At 60.4% G+C, this 16,387-nt stretch carries 14 protein-coding genes; 10 read left to right on the top strand and 4 right to left on the bottom strand.

What is annotated here, in order from left to right; genetic code table 11:
- Nucleotides 1–1,675: recombinase family protein (locus AD944_RS06000; protein WP_061474796.1), on the bottom strand; the 1,675-nt coding region annotated here is incomplete at its 3' end.
- A 13-nt stretch (nucleotides 1,676–1,688) separates the two neighbouring features.
- On the bottom strand, nucleotides 1,689–1,877 hold the full coding sequence (locus AD944_RS16310; protein ID WP_082741316.1) for a hypothetical protein: 189 nt from the start codon (nucleotides 1,875–1,877) through the stop codon (nucleotides 1,689–1,691).
- Between the two features lie 241 nt (nucleotides 1,878–2,118).
- On the opposite strand from AD944_RS16310, the gene recD2 reads away from it, so the two are divergent.
- From recD2 to AD944_RS06025, 5 genes are all read left to right on the top strand, one after another.
- Nucleotides 2,119–4,305 carry an SF1B family DNA helicase RecD2 gene (gene recD2 / locus AD944_RS06005; protein ID WP_045543248.1) on the top strand — a complete coding sequence of 729 codons (2,187 nt, stop codon included), beginning with the start codon at nucleotides 2,119–2,121 and terminating at the stop codon, nucleotides 4,303–4,305.
- Between the two features lie 223 nt (nucleotides 4,306–4,528).
- Nucleotides 4,529–5,779, top strand: a complete 1,251-nt coding sequence (locus AD944_RS06010) for a DUF4297 family anti-phage-associated protein (RefSeq protein ID WP_045543249.1) — start codon at nucleotides 4,529–4,531, stop codon at nucleotides 5,777–5,779.
- A gap of 9 nt (nucleotides 5,780–5,788) precedes the next feature.
- Nucleotides 5,789–7,528: an anti-phage-associated helicase HerA gene (gene herA / locus AD944_RS06015; RefSeq protein WP_045543250.1), complete on the top strand. Its 1,740-nt coding sequence runs from the start codon at nucleotides 5,789–5,791 to the stop codon at nucleotides 7,526–7,528.
- Nucleotides 7,529–8,305: 777 nt separating this feature from the next.
- On the top strand, nucleotides 8,306–10,387 hold the full coding sequence (locus AD944_RS06020; protein ID WP_045543513.1) for a ParB/RepB/Spo0J family partition protein: 2,082 nt from the start codon (nucleotides 8,306–8,308) through the stop codon (nucleotides 10,385–10,387).
- A gap of 138 nt (nucleotides 10,388–10,525) precedes the next feature.
- Entirely contained in the window at nucleotides 10,526–11,728 is a 1,203-nt protein-coding gene (locus AD944_RS06025) for a hypothetical protein (RefSeq protein ID WP_045543494.1), read from the top strand.
- 77 nt (nucleotides 11,729–11,805) lie between these two features.
- Here the strand turns inward: AD944_RS06025 and AD944_RS06030 are convergent, their stop codons facing one another.
- The gene (locus tag AD944_RS06030) at nucleotides 11,806–12,081 is read right to left on the bottom strand and encodes an HU family DNA-binding protein (RefSeq protein WP_010669131.1); all 276 of its coding nucleotides are present in this window, start codon (nucleotides 12,079–12,081) and stop codon (nucleotides 11,806–11,808) included.
- An 89-nt stretch (nucleotides 12,082–12,170) separates the two neighbouring features.
- Between AD944_RS06030 and AD944_RS06035 the strand changes: the two genes are divergently transcribed.
- The 5 genes from AD944_RS06035 (at nucleotide 12,171) to AD944_RS17060 (ending at nucleotide 16,040) form a co-directional block, all read left to right on the top strand.
- A complete protein-coding gene (locus AD944_RS06035) occupies nucleotides 12,171–13,250 on the top strand; it encodes a DUF7146 domain-containing protein (protein ID WP_045543495.1) in 1,080 nt (359 codons plus the stop codon).
- Between the two features lie 310 nt (nucleotides 13,251–13,560).
- On the top strand, nucleotides 13,561–14,496 hold the full coding sequence (locus AD944_RS06040; protein WP_045543496.1) for a DUF2493 domain-containing protein: 936 nt from the start codon (nucleotides 13,561–13,563) through the stop codon (nucleotides 14,494–14,496).
- A gap of 492 nt (nucleotides 14,497–14,988) precedes the next feature.
- A complete protein-coding gene (locus AD944_RS16315; RefSeq protein WP_248845808.1) occupies nucleotides 14,989–15,231 on the top strand; it encodes a hypothetical protein in 243 nt (80 codons plus the stop codon).
- Entirely contained in the window at nucleotides 15,224–15,547 is a 324-nt protein-coding gene (locus tag AD944_RS06045; protein ID WP_006560122.1) for a DUF736 domain-containing protein, read from the top strand. Before AD944_RS16315 ends, AD944_RS06045 begins: the two co-directional genes overlap by 8 nt.
- 337 nt (nucleotides 15,548–15,884) lie before the next feature.
- Nucleotides 15,885–16,040: a hypothetical protein gene (locus AD944_RS17060; RefSeq protein ID WP_169794945.1), complete on the top strand. Its 156-nt coding sequence runs from the start codon at nucleotides 15,885–15,887 to the stop codon at nucleotides 16,038–16,040.
- A gap of 26 nt (nucleotides 16,041–16,066) precedes the next feature.
- Here the strand turns inward: AD944_RS17060 and AD944_RS06050 are convergent, their stop codons facing one another.
- Entirely contained in the window at nucleotides 16,067–16,300 is a 234-nt protein-coding gene (locus tag AD944_RS06050) for a helix-turn-helix domain-containing protein (RefSeq protein WP_045543497.1), read from the bottom strand.
- Nucleotides 16,301–16,387 lie beyond the last annotated feature (87 nt).

The following is a 16,387-nucleotide window of genomic DNA, read 5'->3' on the forward strand; positions in this document are numbered from 1 at the left end:
ACCTGAAGGCCGCAGGTTCAAATCCTGCCCCCGCAACCATCTGAACTTGCGATGCCAACGCATCACGAACCCCAGCCCCGAAACGGGCTGGGGTTTTCGTTTGGCCGCCCGCTGCCATCATCAGGATGCCGGCGAGATCGCCCCGGACGTCAATCTGGAGGCCCTTGTCGGATGGCGTCAGGATGATCGCCTCGATCAGAGAGCGGATCACCTCGGCCGCCTCCTGGCGCTTTTCGTCCAGCTCCGAATGCAGCATATCGTGCAGGCGCGCGAGTTGTCGGTGGTAGAATTCCGCCATCTGAGGATGGAGCAGGGGCGGGGGTGCCTCGGCGGTTGCAAGGAAGTCTTTAAGTTCGGTCTTGCGGGCTTCGAGTTTGGATCCGCGTTCCTTGACCGTCTCGATCGAGATGGCTTCAGAAAGGTAGAGATCCATCAGGCGTTGGATGTCGCGTTCCACCCGCTTTAGTTCTGATTCCGCTGCGCCGATGTCGGCCGACGCCTCCATGCGCAGCCGGTTCATCTCGGTGGTGAACGCGGCGCAGAATTCGGCGAACAGGTCCGGGTCCATGAGATGGTGGCGCAGGGCGTCGAGGACGCGGCGTTCCAACTCCTCGCGACGCATGTTGGTCCGGTTGTCGCAGGTGCCCTTATTGCGGGCCGTCGAGCAGCCCAGCAGTGCCCCGGAGATCATCGAATAGCCGCCACCGCAGCAGCCACATTTGCTCAGGCCGGAGAACAGGTAGCGGGGACGGCGTTTCTCGCGGAAATGGTCGGGCGATGATGTGTCGCTTGTGTTCCGGCTGGCGCTGACGCTGGCCTGCCGCGCCTTGACCGCGTCCCACAACTCCTGATCGACGATCCGCAGCTCCGGCACCTCCTGGATGACCCACTCGGAGTTCGGATTGGGACGCGCCTGGCGCTTGCCGGTGTCGGGATCCTTGATGAAACGCTGGCGGTTCCAGACCAGCTTCCCCACGTACATCTCGTTGTTGAGGATACCGGTGCCGCGCGCCCGGTTGCCGTTGATCGTCGAGAAGCCCCAGGCACCGCTGCCAGGGGCAGGGATGCCTTCGTCATTGAGGCGGAAGGCGATGGCGCGCGGTCCCAGCCCAGCCGCGAAGTCGCGGAAGATTCGACGGACCACATCCGCCTCGTGCGGGTTGATGGTCCGGTCGCCCCGGATCGGCTCGCCATTGGTGTCGAGCTTACGCACGACATCATAACCATAGGCGTTGCCGCCGCCGGACTTGCCTAGTTCCACGCGCCCCCGCAGGCCGCGATGCGTCTTCTCGGCCAGGTCTTTCAGGAACAGGGCGTTCATCGTGCCCTTGAGGCCGACATGCAGATGAGACACCTCTCCCTCGGAAAGGGTGACGATCCGCACGCCGGCATAGTTCATGCGCTTGAAGACGCCGGCGATGTCCTCCTGGTCTCGGGACAAACGGTCCATCGCCTCGGCCAGCACGATCTGGAACCGTCCGCGCTGTGCATCCGCGATCAGCGCCTGGATGCCGGGCCGCATCAGGGATGCGCCCGAGATGGCGTGGTCGGTATATTCCTCTACGACGGTCCAGCCCTGTTTTTCCACGTGGGTACGGCAAACGCGAAGCTGGTCGGCGATCGAGGCGTCGCGCTGGTTGTCGGAGGAATAGCGGGCGTAGAGCGCGACCTTCATGACGAGGCATCCCTTACGGTCCGGAGCGGCGGCGCTGCTCCTGTTGCTGCGACCGGAACCAGTCCCGTGCCGCACGGCGTGCCATGAGGCGGACGAGCGCCACAAGACGTGGGTCGGGGGCATTGGGCCGCAGGACGAGCCGTAATTCGGGCTCGGGCAGCCGATACGCCGGGGCACTGGACTGGCTGCGTCTGTTCGTCATCGTTGCTCTCTTCCGACCGCATGACAAGGAAAACAGACACACGATCCGGACAGATGACTGTTATTTCAATGGAAATACGCAATATGGAAAGTCGCGCTTGTGCGTGCTCCAGCGTATAGAATCGTAGTTATGGGTAGTCCCGGATACAGGCGCGTCGTACAAATACTGGCATACGACGGCGGCACGGGAGGGGAGGGCGAGTCATGAACGATACGGAAGTGCCGATCCTCCGGCAGGCCGGATGAGCGGACGCGCCACCGACTCCTCGCCCACGGAAGCGCTGGCTGCCCTCGTGGAGCGGGTGACGTTCCACAACGCCGAGAACGGCTTCTGCGTCCTGCGGGTGAAGGTGCGCGGACAGCGCGATCTGGTCACTGTTGTCGGCCATGCCGCCATGATCTCGGCAGGCGAGTTCGTGCAGATGTCGGGGCGCTGGTTCAACGACCACACCCACGGGCTCCAGTTCAAGGCCGAGTTCCTCAAGGCCAGCCCGCCGACCACGGTCGAGGGCATCGAACGCTATTTGGGCTCAGGCATGATCCGGGGCATTGGTCCGGTCTACGCCAAGAAACTGGTGAAAGCGTTCGGCGAGGCGGTGTTCGACCTGATCGAGCAGGAGCCGCATCGCCTGCGGGAGGTGACGGGCATCGGTCCCAAGCGCGCCGAGCGGATTGTCGGTGGCTGGGCGGACCAGAAGGTGATCCGGGAGATCATGCTGTTCCTGCACAGTAACGGCGTCGGCACGTCGCGGGCGGTGCGGATATTCAAGACCTATGGGCAGGACGCGGTTCAACTGATCAGCGAGAACCCCTACCGGCTGGCGAAGGACATCCGGGGGATCGGCTTCAAAACCGCCGACCAGATTGCCCGGAAGATGGGCATCGCACCCGACGCCATGATCCGGGTGAGGGCAGGGATCTCCTACGCGCTCGGCGAGGCGATGGATGAAGGGCATTGCGGTCTGCCGGTCGGGGAGTTGATGACCAGCACCGCCGAACTGCTGGAGGTAGCTGCCCCTCTGATCGAGCCAGCCCTCGCGCTGGAGCTCGAGGCGGGCGACGTTATTGCCGATAGTGTTGGCGAGACGGGGTGTATCTTCCTGACCGGCCTATATCGCGCCGAGCAGAGCATCGCCGAGCGATTGCGTGCCTGTGCCGTCGGTCGTCCGCCCTGGCCGGACATCGACGCTGCAAAAGCCATGACCTGGGTCGAAGGCAAGACCGGGCTTGCGCTCGCGCCCAGCCAGCAGGAGGCGGTGCGCCTTGCCCTGCGCAGCAAGGTTCTGGTGATCACGGGTGGTCCCGGTGTTGGCAAGACCACGCTGGTCAACGCCATCCTGAAGATCGTGACGGCCAAGGGCACAGACGTGCAACTTTGCGCGCCGACCGGCCGGGCGGCGAAGCGCCTGTCGGAAAGCACGGGACTGGAAGGCAAGACCATCCACCGCCTGCTGGAGACGGATCCGGCGAATGGCAGTTTCAAACGGGACGACACCAACCCGTTGACCTGCGATCTGCTGGTCGTGGACGAGGCCAGCATGGTCGATGTGCTGCTGATGCGATCTCTGCTGCGCGCCTTGCCCGACAGCGCGGCCCTGCTGATCGTGGGGGACGTGGACCAGCTGCCGTCCGTCGGACCGGGACAGGTGCTGGCCGATATCATCGGTTCCAATGCTGTGCCCGTGGTACGGCTGACCGAGGTGTTCCGTCAGGCGGCGCAGAGCCGGATTATCACAAACGCGCATCGGATCAACGAAGGCAGGATGCCGGAGCTGAGCGCGGAAGAGGGATCGGATTTCTACTTCGTGGAGGCAGCCGAGCCCGAGGTCGGGTTGCGCCGGTTGCTGGCGGTAGTAAAGGACCGCATCCCGGCGCGGTTCGGACTGGACCCGGTCCGCGATGTGCAGGTGCTGTGTCCGATGAACCGGGGCGGGCTTGGGACGCGGTCGCTGAATATAGAATTGCAGCAGGCGCTTAACCCGCCGGGCGAGGTGAAGGTCGAGCGGTTCGGCTGGACCTACGGGCCGGGCGACAAGGTGATGCAGATCGCCAACGATTATGACCGGGACGTTTTCAACGGGGATCTTGGCGTTATCGACAGGATCGATGTGGAAGAGGGCGAACTGACGGTCTTATTCGATGGACGGGAGGTCGTTTATGGCTTCGGCGAGCTGGACGAACTGGTGCTTGCCTATGCGACCACCATTCACAAGAGCCAGGGCTCGGAATACCCGGCAGTAGTGATCCCGCTGGTGACCCAGCATTACGCCATGCTGGCGCGGAACCTGCTCTACACGGGCGTGACACGGGGGCGGAAGCTCGTCGTGCTCGTGGGGCAGAAGAAGGCGCTGGGCATTGCCGTACGAAACCAGGGCGGAAGGCGACGGTGGTCGAAGCTCAGGGAGTGGCTGGCCGGTAGCGTCGCATGATGGAGTGGCGGGGGGGGGGAAGGGTGTGTCCCCATGTGGGCTTTCGCCGTCATGTCAGACGTCCAAGCGGTTATGCTGGTTGCCTGAAAGCTGACATTGTTAGGAGGAACAAAACAGACGCCTTCACGACATTCAGGCCAGTCCCGTCGGCGCAAATATTCTCACTCGCACTCTTCGCTTCCTCTCTCCTATAATGTCAATCGGGGATTGATTCGGGGGTGGGATGCTGGAAGTCGACAAAAAACGCGAAGCAACAGCTTCAATTAGGGGCTATTTCTACCAGCTCGATGCAGCGTTACTCGAAATCCTGAACGCGGGCCTAGACGAGAGCGTTGTCATCGAGGGCATTGAAGATTTCGACCGCTATACCGATGAAGGCGTCATTTACGGCCAGGTAAAATACTACGCGGAGCAGAACCTGACAGACTCGGTACTGCGTGATCCCCTGCATAAGCTCTTTGTTCACTTCCATGGGCTCGAAGAAGCACAACGGGCAGGCCGAAAATACCTGCTGTACGGGCACTTTTCAGAAGTTAAGATCGATATTGGTGAGCTTTCCGTCGATCGCTTCAAATCGGTGATGGAATACCGAAAGGAAGTGAAGGCCGCTGACGGTACAAAATCCTACGAAAAGAAATCTTTGCTCGACGGCATAGCCGCGCCAGATGGGCTAATTGAGGCGTTCTGCAAGAGCTTCAGCATACAAATCTCGACGGAATTCTCTGAACATCGCAATCTCGTCATCGAGGCAATAAGGAAAAACCAAAACGTCTCCGGGTTTGAGGCCGAAGGTTTTCACTATCCAATGGTCTTCGACTACATCGCCACACTCGCCACGAAAAAAGATCACAACGACCGCAAGGTCACCCGTCGTGATCTGCAGGAACTGCTCAAAGGTACTCAAGCTATCCATAATCGTTGGCTTCTCCGGGAGAAGGATGCAAGCGAGTACGCGAAGCATATGAAACGCCTGTACTTCTCGCCCACGAACGGCGCAGGAATCGTCCGTGCTTTCATCATTGAATGCAGTGCAGCAACCGACGGTTCGGTTGTCTGTGACCAACTCAGAGCAATCGGCAACAACTGGAGTTCGGCGAAGAAGCGCCGCATCCAGAATTCCGAGCGCTACGCGCCATTCATTCTGTTACGCGGCGCGGATGAAAAACTAATCATGCATGTGAAGAACATTCTTTTCGATTCCGGAACGGGTTTCGTGGACGGTTTCCCATATCGCGGATCGCCATTCCGCATTGATCACGTTCGTAGCCAGCAGACCCAAGAGCACCAGATCGAAATTCGTTTTGTTGACGACGTTGACCAGTTGCTGGAGGTCCTCGATGGGGTGGGGCGGAAGTTATGCCATATATACGACTTCTTCCTTGAACGCCCTGCAACCATGGCGCTGCCGGGTCCAAAGAGTCGGATGTATTCGATCCCTATCAGTAGCATCTCCACAATCACGAAAATTATCTGAGGACGAACAATGACTGAGGAAATCGCCAATGCTGAGGTTGTCGCCGTTTACCCCAACAAAGTCCGAGTGGCCGTCGATGATCTTTTGAACTTCCAGGCGGCTGGAGAGTCTCTTCGTGTTGGGTCCTTTCTCAAGGTGTCCGACAACGACAACGTTTCTCTTATCTGCATCATCGAAAGCTTTTCAATCGAGATGAAAGAGGTGAAAGGCGACGGCAGCAGTGACTACAAGCGCGTCTATATGATTGATGCGTATCCTCTCGGGACCCTTAAAGACGGAAAGTTCAATCGCGGCGGTGACGAACTCGCCATTCCGCCAAAGAAGGTCGTCCCGGCGACGAAAGCGGAAATCGCAGCCATCTATGCAGACTGCTATGCGGCTGAAGACCGCTTTTGCTTTTCGTCATTGACCAGACAACGTGATATCGTTGTACCTGTTCATGGCGACAGGTTTTTCAATAAACATATTGCTGTTGTCGGTGCTTCAGGATCAGGAAAATCGTCGAGTGTGTCGTCTGTTCTGCAAAGGGCCATATCATCCAAAACCGGCGAATACCAGGGCCTCAACAACTCCCATATCCTGATATTTGATCTTCATTCCGAATATGCCGCAGCGTTTCCGAAAGCAAATGTCATCACCGTCGATGATCTCGTCCTGCCATATTGGTTGCTAAACGAAGACGAGATGGAGGACATGTTTCTGGAGTCAGGGGACAACAATAATTACAATCAGGAGGCATTGCTGCGGCAGATTGTTACCATCGCAAAAAAGATCAGTAATCCTGATGTAGAGAAGGTCAATTTTGACAGCCCACTTCCATACGAGATCAATCATGTCGTGAATGCGTTCAGAAATCTCACCAGAGAGACAAAGAACGCTGACAATTCTTTGCTGATCAAGTTCAAGGACAACATGGAAATCGATTTCCCTGACGTCGATGCCCAGATCGAACACTATTGTATGGAATTGCGCGAATTTGCGCCGACAGAACGTAGTAAGATTAATAAAGGGCCGTATGCCGACGGGACAATCGACAAGTTCGAACGACGGGTCAGATCAAAAATCGCGAACACGCGCCTAGGGTTTATTTTCGGTGAAAAGGCTAAGAAGGCGTCTTTGGAGGATGTGCTTAGACAGTTCACTGGCTACAACGCCGGAGGTGAGTCGAATGTCACCATCATCGACCTTAGCGGCATCCCTTTTGAACTGCTCAGCATCACCGTTTCGCTTATCTCCCGTCTAATGTTCGATTTTTGCTACTATGCCCGGCGCGTTGAAACCAAAACCGAACAGCCATTCCTGATGGTCTATGAGGAAGCGCACAAATATGCGCCGAAGAGCGGTCTTGCCCGCTATAAGGCTTCACTGGCTGCTATCGAACGCATAGCCAAAGAAGGCCGAAAATACGGCATCAGCCTACTGATTTCGAGCCAGCGACCGTCTGAAATTTCAGAAACTATTTTTTCGCAATGCTCCAACTTCTTGGCGATGCGTCTTACTAATCCCGATGATCAAAGTTATGTCCGCCGACTACTGCCGGATACGCTTGGCAATTTGACCGAGGGAATGCCCGCGCTTGAGCAAGGGGAGGCGCTTCTGATCGGGGACGCCGTCATCATGCCGTGTGTCGTGTATGTGGAGAAATGCGACCCCGAACCCTCGTCCTGTGACGTGAAATATCTCACGCTCTGGAAAGCGGAGTGGAAGAATATCGACTTCAAAAAGCGTGCCGATAACTGGCGAGGGTGACGGGTGCTGATCAAGGATCACAGGTCCAGATTGTCGATATGGATAAATGATCCGAACCGAATGAAACCGGGCTGACCCGGGGTTCCGTGAACCCCAAACCCGCCAGACCGCCGTCAGCTCCGGATGTGACGTTTCGCCCGAAGCTCGGTGAGTGGCAGCTTTCCCGCACTCATAGATCAAGACCTGCCAGTCCGCCAACGGCCAAGGGCTGCTCATTCCGGGGGCGGTTGCGGCAAAACTCCAACGTCGGCTTTAACCGAAACCTGCCGCTCCCCATATGATCGCGAACGGCAGGTTTGTCCCCAAGGTCGGGCCATATTTACAACTTCTACCTTTAGTCGTGGCGAGTCGTTGTTGGACGGCAATAGGGAGCGTCTCTGGGTCGTTAGATCAAAGTATCGTATCGACCATGGCATTATTGATTCATGTTCTTATAATATATTAATAAATATTTATTTTATGATACTTTAAAATATTGAGTTTTAATAAATAAAAACCACCAAGCTGACAGTTGGGTAGCTAAATTTTTACAGGCCTTGTTTCCCCTGGTAACAGTCGAAAGCTGCTGGCAGCCCGAATAGATGTCCGGTATTTTGAGTTCTGGGCCGGAACCGGACAGACCGGAATCCCCCCCATTGCCGTCGTTTCCTGCCGGGAAAAGGCCGCGGATTTTGGGTGCGTCTGGGGCCTTCAGAGTCAGAGGGCTGCGCGGATTTTCGTGACGGGTTGAGAGGGTAGGGGAGAGTCTCCTGTCCGCCCGTCATGGAGTGTTTCGCCATGGCGACCGCTATTCCCAAAATCAGCCTGAGTTCGTCCCGTGACATCCCGTTCAACCGGCTCGTGCTGTCCCAGTTCAACGTGCGGCGTGTGAAATCCGGCCTGTCGATTGAGGAACTGGCCCGCGACATCGAGCGTCGCGGGCTGCTGCAGAGCCTGAACGTCCGTCCTGTCCTTGATGATACCGGGACCGAGACCGGTACCTATGAAGTGCCCGCCGGTGGGCGTCGTTTCCGTGCCCTCGAACTGCTGGTGAAGCAGAAAAAACTGGCGAAGACGGCCCCGGTGCCGTGCGTGGTCCGCGAGGCCGGATCGGCCATTCTCGCCGAGGATGACTCCCTGGCCGAGAACGTCCAGCGTCTGGCCCTGCATCCGCTGGACCAGTTCCGCGCCTTCCGTGACATGCTGGAGAAGGGCATGTCCGAGGAGGAAATCGCCGCAGCGTTCTTTGTGGCACCGACCGTGGTCAAACAGCGGTTGCGGCTGATGACCGTGTCCGACAAACTGCTCGATATCTACGAGCAGGATGGCATGAAGCTGGAACAGCTGATGGCTTTTTCCATCAGCGATGACCATGCCCGTCAGGAACAGGTCTGGGACATCGTGTCCCAGAGCCATAACCGCGAACCCTATGTCATCCGCCGCATGCTGACGGAGAAAACCGTGCGGGCCTCGGACCGTCGCGTGCGCTTCGTCGGACTGGACGCTTATCTTGCGGCCGGTGGTCCTATCATGCGCGACCTGTTCGAAGTCGATGATGGTGGCTGGCTGCAAGATCCAGCCGTTCTGGACCGGCTGGTTATGGAAAAGCTGCACGCAGCCGCAGAAGATATCCGTGCAGAGGGCTGGAAATGGGTCGAGGCGGCCCTGTCGTTCCCATGGGGACATACCCGGCAGTTCGCGGAAATCGACGGCACGGAAGTGCCCCTGACCGAGGACGAAACTGCTCGCCTCGAAGCCCTGCGCGCCGAGCAGGAAACCATCGAGGCTGAATACGCCCAGGCCGATGAATATCCGGATGAGGTCGATGCACGGCTGGGCGAGATTGAGAGTGCCATTCTTGCTCTGGAGGAACGACCTCTGGCGTTCGATCCCGCCGACATGGCGCGAGCCGGGGCTTTTATCAGTCTCGACAGTGATGGCACACTGCAGGTGGAGCGGGGTTTTGTCCTGCCCGAGGATATGCCGGCTGAGCCGGAAGAGATCGATAACGCCGATAATTCAGATGAATACGAGCACTCCGCGTATGATGGGCGGGATGAACGTATTGCTGATGATGGCGGCGATGCGGGCGGGGAGGGCAACACCATCTCTCCCGATGTCGACCCCGAGGAAGAAGACGGGATCAAACCGCTGCCTGACCGGCTGCTCACCGAACTGACGGCCTGGCGCACGCTGGCCCTGCGGGACGCCTTTGCCAGCAACCCGCACATCGCCCTGACGGAACTGCTACACACGCTGGTGCGCGATGTTTACTGGCAGACACCCGGCGCGGATTGCCTGGAAGCCTATGTCCGGGAAATCCCGTTGCCGGTCCATTCGCCCGACATGCCGGGCAGTGTGCCAGCTCACGCGCTGCGCCAGCGCAACGAGGGCTGGAAGCATGATCTGCCGGAAGACGAAGACGCGCTGTGGCGCTGGATCGACGGGCTGGACGACACCAGCCGCATGGCATTGCTGGCGCACTGCCTGTCCTTCGGGATCAACGCGCTCTATGAGCGCATGCCCTCGTATGGGGCGGTGTCCCAGCGCAGCGTCATCGAGCGGCTTAAGCGTGCAGACCGTCTGGCCACAGCCCTCAGTCTCGATCTGGGCGAGGCGGGCTGGCAGCCCACGGTCGAGAACTATCTCGGCCGGGTGACCAAGGCGCGTATACTGCAGGCTGTGCGTGAAGCACGCGGTGACGAGGTGGCTGGCCGCATCGCCCATCTGAAGAAGCCTGACATGGCGCGCGAGGCCGAGCGGCTGCTCGATGGTTCGGGGTGGTTGCCCGAGGTATTGCGGACCGTAGGGCTGGCCGATCAGGCACAGGTTGAAACAGTGAGGTCAGGCGGGGATATGGAGGCCATCGCTGCCGAATAGTGCAATGGATTTTTGGAATAGTGAGACAGCGGCTTCCGGTGCCCGGAAGCCGCTTTTTTCATGTCCGGCGCCCCGGAAAGAGGGAGAGGTCGGCTTCGCCTCTGGTGCCGAATAACCGGCATCAGAGGAGAGTTTTCCATGACCACAACCACCATTCTTCCCCCTGCGTCCCGTGGCGCCGCGTCTGGCGGCTTTCGGATCGATCCTTCCTGCGGCGAACGCAGCGCCCGCGTTTCGTCCGAGTGGTTTTCCCGCCCCGATGACGAGCGATATCTCTCGCTGTCCGATCTGCATGCCGCCACACTTGCCCGTGCCGAGCGCGCTACGGCCCGCACGGTGGAGAGCCGAGCCATTCGCGTGGAGGCGTCGCGCGACAATGCCGAGCGCCTGATCCTGAGCGTACCGGGGCAGAATGACCCGATTGCCCCCACCCACTGGTCCTTCGGTCAGATGTGCAGCCTGGTCGGCGCGCCCTCCTCCTATCTGCGCAATCTTCCGGCTCCCCTGGCGGCGATCAACCTGCAGCACGGGCTGCTGTCGCACCGGGCCGAACTGCTCAAAACGCTGGAAACCGAAGACGGTCGGGTAGAACTGCGCGCGGTCACGGGGCCAGATTACGGTCGCATCTGGGACCATGAACTGGTCGGGGCGGTGCGCAAGATCGCTGGCGATGGCACGGGCGATACCAACTGGAAGGTGCCGGGTGTGATCGACTGGGCCAACATGACCCATAATCCCTATGTCGACATCACCAGGGAGACCACCACGCTCTATGCATCAGACAGGGATGTGTTCCTGTTCCTTGTGGACGACACGCACCCCATTGAAGCGGGACGCCTGCCCAACGGCGACCCCGATCTCTATTTCCGGGGCTTCTATGCCTGGAATTCGGAGGTTGGCAGCAAGAGTCTTGGTATTGCGTCGTTTTATCTGCGCGGAGTGTGTCAAAATCGTATGTTGTGGGGCGTCGAAAATTTCGAACAGATCACGATCCGGCATAGCAAGTTTGCTGCTTCCCGTTTCGTGCATCAGGCTACACCGGCGCTGCGGAATTTCGCCACGGCCAGCCCGGCCTCATTCGTCTCTGGCATTCAGGCCTCTCGCAAGGCGCTGGTGGCCAGAATAGATGACGATCGGGAAAGTTTCCTGCGTCGTCGTGGGTTCTCCAAACCGGAAACTACAAAGATCATTGAAACGGTCTTGCATGAGGAAGGGCGCAAGCCTGAGAGCGTGTTCGATTTTGTGCAGGGGATCACCGCACTGGCGCGGACGAAGACCAACCAGGACACGCGGCTTGATCTTGAGGGCAGGGCACGCAAGCTGATGGAAAAGGTCGGATGAACGCGCCCATCATCATAAACCGGCATGATGGGGAAGGGGCGGCGGACAAGGTCCGCCGCCTTTTGTCTGTCGGCAGGTCAGTCGTTCAGGCTGTCCTTGAGCGCCTTGGCAGGCGTGAAGGCCAGCTTGCGCGAGGCTGCGATCTGGATGGTCGCACCCGTGGCCGGGTTGCGGCCTTCGCGGGCGGCGACTTCCCTGACCTTGAACTTGCCGAAGTTCGGCAGGGTGATTTCATCACCGGCCTTGGCGGCAGTGGTCATCGCCTCGACCAAGGCGTCCAGCACCTTGCGGGTATCGGTTTTGCTCGTGTCGGTGGTGGTGGCGATATGATCGACCAGATCGGCAATCTTCATGAAACTATCCTTTTGCATTCGGGCCTGTGCCCGTTGTCTCTGCCGTTACGGGGGAATCATGGCGGCATCAAGCCTGCAGGGAGGGTGAGATGACCAATGCGCAGTCATGGGATGCTGGCGATCTGGCCCGCAGGCTGGCTGAAAATGCCGAGGCGGTGTGTCGCCATTACCTTTCAGCCGGGCGACGGCACGGCAATTACTGGCTGGTCGGGGATGTTCATAACACCCCGGGGCGGTCGCTCTATGTCCGCCTGCATGGTGGTCTGGACGGGCGTGATCGCGCGGGTAAATGGACGGATGGCGCGACGGGGCAGCATGGCGATCTGCTCGACATCATCCGAGAAAGCCTCGGGCTGCTGGATTTTCGCGCTGTCGCCGACGAGGCCCGGCGCTTTCTCTGCCTGCCGCAGTCCGAGCCACGATCGGCCCCTGATCGCGGCCGTTCCCATGCGTTCAGCCACGATACTTCGGGGCAGGCATCTGGCACCTCAGACGCCGCACGTCGGCTCTGGGCCATGTCACGCCCGATCGCCGGCACGCTGGCGGAAACCTGGCTGCGGCATCGTGACCTGACCCGCCTGGCGGACCTGTCATCCCTGTGTTTCCACCCCGACTGCTACTATCGCGCCGACACTGACAGTCCGACCGAGACATGGCCCGCGCTGATTTCCGCCGTGACCGACCTGGATGGCCGTGTTGCCGGCATCCATCGCACCTGGCTGGCGCGCAACGGAAAGGGCAAGGCGCCAGTCGAAATGCCGCGTCGGGCCATGGGCGACCTGCTTGGCAATGCCGTGCGCTTTGGCGCGGTGTCCGACGTTCTGGCGGCGGGCGAGGGGATCGAGACGGTGCTCTCGCTCCATGAGATCATGCCCGCTCTGCCACTGGCCGCCTGCCTGTCCTCGGCGCATCTCGCCGCCATGGCGTTTCCGCCTACGCTGCGCCGCCTCTATGTGCTGCGCGATGACGATCCGGCCGGGGATCATGCGGTAGCGACCCTGCAGGCCCGCACGCAGGAGGCCGGGATCGAGTGCCTCGTGCTGTCACCGCGTCTGGCGGATTTCAACGATGATCTCCGCTATCTCGGGCGTGGCGCGATGCGGGCGATCCTGCATTCCCAGCTTGCCCCGCAGGACGTGGCGCGGTTCCTGCATCCGGTCATGCACTGAGGCGGGCCGGGAAGGGGGTGTGAGGGTCTTCTTTTTTCCAGTGTGACGCGGGGGGTGTCCCGTTTCCGGATGGGGCGCGCCCGCGGCCTTTCTGGAAGGGGAGCGGGCGTCAGCCAGACCGGGCCTGCAATGGCGGAGACGGCTATTTTCCGCCGCGCGTGCCGCGCTTTGCATCGCGAAGCAAAATAGCCGTCTCCCTGCCATCCTCCACTGCGTTTCGGCCGCGCGCGGTTCCGGCCCGGCCTTCGTCTGCCGCTATCCGCCCCCGGAAAGGCCGCGAGGGGCGCGGCCAGAACCGGAGGACAGACCCATGACCCGCACACAGGACGATTTCGAACCCGCACACGCCACCTCTTCCACCGCCCACGTGCTGGCCGAACTCCAGCTTTATGGCCATCGTCCCTTCGAGGACGAACCGGACCCGAGGCCGCTGCCCGACGCCAGCCAGATCGAGGGCGCGGTTGCCGATATCTTCGACGCCCTGTCAGCCACGCTGACCGAAACCCGGCTGGAGCCCGATCTCGAACCGCTGCTCTGGTCCACGGTCAACGTCTTCCACCGCATGGTCGGGCAGGTCGAGCGCGATCTTGACCGCAACGAGGTGGCGCAGAAACGCAGCCAGCAGGAACAGGATGGCAGCGAGATCCGCTCGGTGGAACTGGAACGCCTCATTGCTGAAGGGCTGACCCTGCTGGAGCGACGCAACGCGTACGAGATCTTCCGCGACCTCGCCTGCGACCAGTTCGAACGTCTGACGATGTCGCCCTGGCGGCCACGCTCCGGCTCGCTGGTCAGTCGCAGCACCCTGACGGCCTCCATGATCGACAGCCGTGATTTCCTCAACGCCCGCAGGAAAGCTGAAACGGAACTGCTGGTGCCGACCGGCCCCAAGATCGCAGTCACGGGCGGTCCTGATTACGAGGACCATCTCCTGATCTGGAAGCGTCTGGACAAGGTGCGCGAGAAGCATCCCGACATGGTGCTGCTGCACGGCGGCTCGCCGAAGGGGGCGGAATTCATCGCCTCCCGCTGGGCTGATCACCGGCAGGTTGCCCAGATCGCCTTCAAGCCGGACTGGAACCGGCACGGCAAGGCCGCCCCGTTCCGGCGCAACGACGCCCTGCTGAAAGTCCTGCCCATCGGGGTCATGGTGTTTCCGGGATCGGGTATTCAGGACAATCTGGCCGACAAGGCCAAACAGATGGGCATCCCGGTCTGGAGGTTCTACAGGGAGGCTGGCGCATGAGCGCCAGTATCCGGTCTGTTTATGGATGCGAGCTGCAGCATAACGTGGGGCTCCCTGTTTCCAGCGGGCCTACCTGACCGAAGCACGTCTACCTGCGCCCGGAAGGCTCCGCCGGGAAAGACCGACGGGATGGATCAGGGGCTGTTCCCATTCCTGTTGCGGGCATGGTCCATGGGGGAAAGGCCCTGTTTTTGTCATCGGTGACATGGTCAGGACAGCAGTGGCGAAAGAGGGATCGTCCAGACTGCTTCGATGGAGCGCGCTGTGTTGGGGGCAGGGCCATGCGACGCGACGCGAACGTGCCCATAAACAGCCGCTGATGATGGGCATAATGCCGGATTGGCTGTGGAAACGACCACCAGCTTTTGCAGAGCCTTTTAACGGGCAGAGTCAATTTCGCTCCAGACAGCATGGCCCCACCTTTGTGGGCCGGTCATGCCGGCATCGTATCTCCTGGGGGCTGTCGGGTCCGCACACCATGGCCTCTGTCGGATGGCTGATCTAGCCGAAGACCGGCTACGCCTCGATCGGCTGGCCGCAACGGCGTTCCAGAACTTTCTTCCCCTGACGGCTGCGCCGTCATTCCTCGCGAGCCAAGAAAGTTCCGGCCCTGCCGTCCTCCGCTGCGCTGCGGCCCCTGCGGGGTGCTCTGCCGCTCGCCTCCGGCTGGTCGATCGCCATCGAGGCCACGGTGGTCGCGGCCCGATAACAGCATGGAGATACGACAATGGCTAACATCGGTTCCTTCAAGAAGGTGGGCGAAGGCTTCGAAGGCGAAATCGTCACCCTGGCCCTGCAGGCCCGCAACGTCCGTCTGGTGGCCGAAACCAACCGCGCCAACGACAACGCCCCCAACTACCGCGTCTATCTCGGGCGCGTGGAACTGGGCGCCGCATGGACCCGCCGTTCCAGCGAAGGCCGCACCTATCTGAGCCTGAAGCTGGACGATCCTTCTTTCGCCGCCCCGATCTTCGCCAACCTGTTCACCGACGAGGAAGGCGAGGGCTACTCCCTTATCTGGACCCGGCCCCGCAGCCGGAACGGGGACTGAACCTCCCACGACCAACCCCGCCCGGTCTCTCCGGGCGGGGCCTTCCGGGTTTTCTGGCGGGCTCTTCCAGGGCGCGGGCGATCGTGCTGGTCGCCCGACGTGAGACGCAGGAAGAACAAGAGGCTTTCCCTCAGCCTTCCCATTGTACCATGCGCGAGGGCAAACCGCGTCAAGGACGCGCGGTGCCCCCAATTTTGCCCGACGCACCCTTCGGGCACGCCAGACAAAATCGGCTCCCCCACGCGCCGGCAAGCCGGTCGCCTGCGGCGATCCCTGACCCAGTCTGCCCCGGCATGAGCCGTCCGTCCTGTCTTCGAGAAACGAAAGAAGCAGGACGATGACCACGCTACACGACCATATCCAGATGCTGCGCGCCGAACTGAGCAGCTTTCATCTCAGCCGTCGCGAGCGCCGGCAGATCGAGCGAGAACTGAAAGAGGCGCTTGCACAACAGACCCGTATCGAATCACACAGGCCGCCACCGCCCCATTGAGGGCGGATACGGCAGGGTGAGGAAGCCTATTTCTGATCGTCCGTCGGGAAATGGCTTTCGTCCAGTAGCGCGGCCGGCCGCACGCCCAGCGCCTGCGACGCATGCCACAGCGAAAGCAGCGTTGCGTTCTGGCGTCCTGTCTCGATCCAGCTGATATAGGCGCGGTCCACGCCCATCCGTTCCGCCAGAGCCTCCTGGCTGAGACCGGCGGCGCGTCGCAGGCGCCTCACGTTCGCGCCGAAAAGTCCTCGGATGTCCATCCGCAGGATAGGAACGATTTGTGTATTATCGCGCTACGTATTATAATACACGGGCGGCTTTTCTTCCGCCGGAGTGATGTGCCGCAC

Origin of the sequence: Acetobacter tropicalis (genome assembly GCF_001580915.1) — a bacterium.
GTDB classification, from domain to species: domain Bacteria; phylum Pseudomonadota; class Alphaproteobacteria; order Acetobacterales; family Acetobacteraceae; genus Acetobacter; species Acetobacter tropicalis.